Origin of the sequence: Synechococcus sp. R6-7, from assembly GCF_047461695.1 — a bacterium.
In the GTDB taxonomy this organism is placed as follows: domain Bacteria; phylum Cyanobacteriota; class Cyanobacteriia; order Thermostichales; family Thermostichaceae; genus Thermostichus.
Genome location: NZ_JANSHS010000249.1, coordinates 1 through 2,062 on the forward strand (window position 1 = coordinate 1; position 2,062 = coordinate 2,062).

2 protein-coding genes are annotated in these 2,062 nt (G+C 60.1%); both read right to left on the minus strand.

The window, feature by feature from the left end; genetic code table 11:
• Nucleotides 1-48: 48 nt before the first annotated feature.
• Nucleotides 49-1,737, minus strand: coding sequence for an NAD+ synthase (locus NW815_RS07880; protein ID WP_414390772.1), 1,689 nt, complete (start codon nt 1,735-1,737; stop codon nt 49-51).
• 37 nt (nt 1,738-1,774) lie between these two features.
• Nucleotides 1,775-2,023: a sensor histidine kinase gene (locus tag NW815_RS07885; protein ID WP_414390769.1), complete on the minus strand. Its 249-nt coding sequence runs from the start codon at nt 2,021-2,023 to the stop codon at nt 1,775-1,777.
• Between the last annotated feature and the right edge of the window lie 39 nt (nt 2,024-2,062).

Sequence of the window (2,062 nt, forward strand, 5' to 3'; positions counted from 1 at the left end):
TGCGGGCCTCCAGCCCGAAAATTTGGTGAGGGTATCCCACTAGTTCCATTAGATGATCCCTTCCTGCCGCTTGGCGATTGGCATCCGCCAGCCGGTGCCGAAGGCGCGATCGGTAATGCGTAGCCCAGGGGGAGCTTGGTGTCGCTTGAACTCGGCTTTTTGAACCAGCCGCAGCACCTGCTGCACGATGTCGGGATCGAACCCTTGAGCCACCAACTCCGGGCCGGATTGATGCTGCTCGATGTGCCGCTGCAGGATCTTGTCCAGCAAATCGTAGGGGGGCAAGCTGTCGCTATCTTGTTGGCCGGGTCGCAATTCTGCCGAGGGGGGCTTGGTCAGCGTAGCAAGCGGGATCCGCTCCTGCTGTCGGTTGATCCAGCGAGCCAAGCGGTACACCCAGGTCTTGGGCACATCGGAAATCACCGCCAGGCCGCCGGACATATCCCCGTAGATGGTGCAGTAGCCCACTGCCAGCTCTGATTTGTTGCCTGTGGTCAGCAGCAGCCGCCCGAACTTGTTGGAAAGGGCCATGAGGAGGGTGCCGCGAATGCGAGATTGCAGGTTTTCTTCCGTGATGTCTGGGGGGAGGCCGGCAAAGGGCTCTGCCAAAAGCTGGTGGTAGCTCTCCATGATGGACTGAATCGGCAGCTTCAGGGTCGGGATCCCCAGGTTTTGCGCCAGTTGGTAGGCGTCGGTCAGGCTGCCAGGGCTGGAATAGGGAGAGGGCATGAGCACCCCCAGCACCCGCTCCGGCCCCAAGGCATCGGCGGCGATCACAGCAGTAACGGCAGAATCGATCCCTCCCGACAGGCCCAATAGCACCTCGCGAAAGCCACATTTGCTGACGTAATCGCGGGTGCCCAAAACCAACGCCTCGTACAGCTCAGCTTCCGGCTCGGTCGGCCAGCGGGATCCCGTAGTCGGTGGATTCTGGTCTGGGTTGGGAGACTGGGTCAACTCGTCCACATCCAGGATGAGCTGATCCGGCTGAAAGGCAGCGGCTTGGGCCACAACCCGACCCCGGCGATCTAGGGCACAACTGGCCCCATCGAAGATGAGATCGTCGTTGCCCCCCACTTGATTGACATAGAGAATGGGCAGGGCGTGCTTGCGGGCCAGGGATCCCAGCATCTCCACCCGCAACTTCTGTTTGCCTAGGCTGAAGGGGGAAGCCGAGAGGTTAATCAGCAGGTCGGCACCGCAGCGGGCCATCTGTTCCACCGGATCCCAGTGGTAGCGGCGGTGCTGCCAAAAGTCGCGGTCGTTCCAAATGTCTTCACAAATGGTAAAGCCCAGGCGGCGGCCACGGTACTCGATGGGTTGGGGCTGGGATCCCGGCTCAAAATAGCGATCTTCGTCGAAGACATCGTAGGTGGGCAAGAGCGACTTCTGGAACCAATGGCGGATCTGGCCCCCCTCCAGCCAGGCAGCAGCATTGTAAAGGGGCCGACCCTCAGGCAGAGGATTGGGCTGCACGGATCCCACGACTACCGGAATGCTGGCCTGTAGCCGACTGGCCAAGTGCTGCAAAACCTGGCTTGCCCTCTCGACCAGGGCCGGATAGAGCAACAAATCGCGGGGTGGATATCCCAGCAACGCCAGCTCGGAGGTGATGGCCAACTCTGCTCCCGCCGCCGCCACTGCCTCAACCGCTGAACGGATGCGCTCGGCATTTCCGCTCAGATCGCCGACGATGTAGTTCAGTTGCAACAGCGCTACCTTCACCCTGCCCCCCATATGGTAAATCTCACCATAAGTGGCCCAAACCGAATCGTCAACAAGATTCTGCTGCGGGCAAGCGAAGAATAAACGTGGTTTGGTAGGCAGTGCTTTCCACCTGCAAAGAGCCGCCCAAGTGGTTGGCCATGGCTTGGGCCAGAGCCAATCCCAAGCCTGTTCCCCCCTGCTGCCAGGGATCCGAGTGGGGGATGGGATAAAACTGCTCGAAAATGCGTTCTTGTTCTTCGAGGGGAATGGTGGTACCCGTGTTGGTCAAGCGCAGCTCCCAGCGGTCGGAACCCAAAGCAACAACCTCTAGGTCGTGTTGATCTTATGTTAGGAT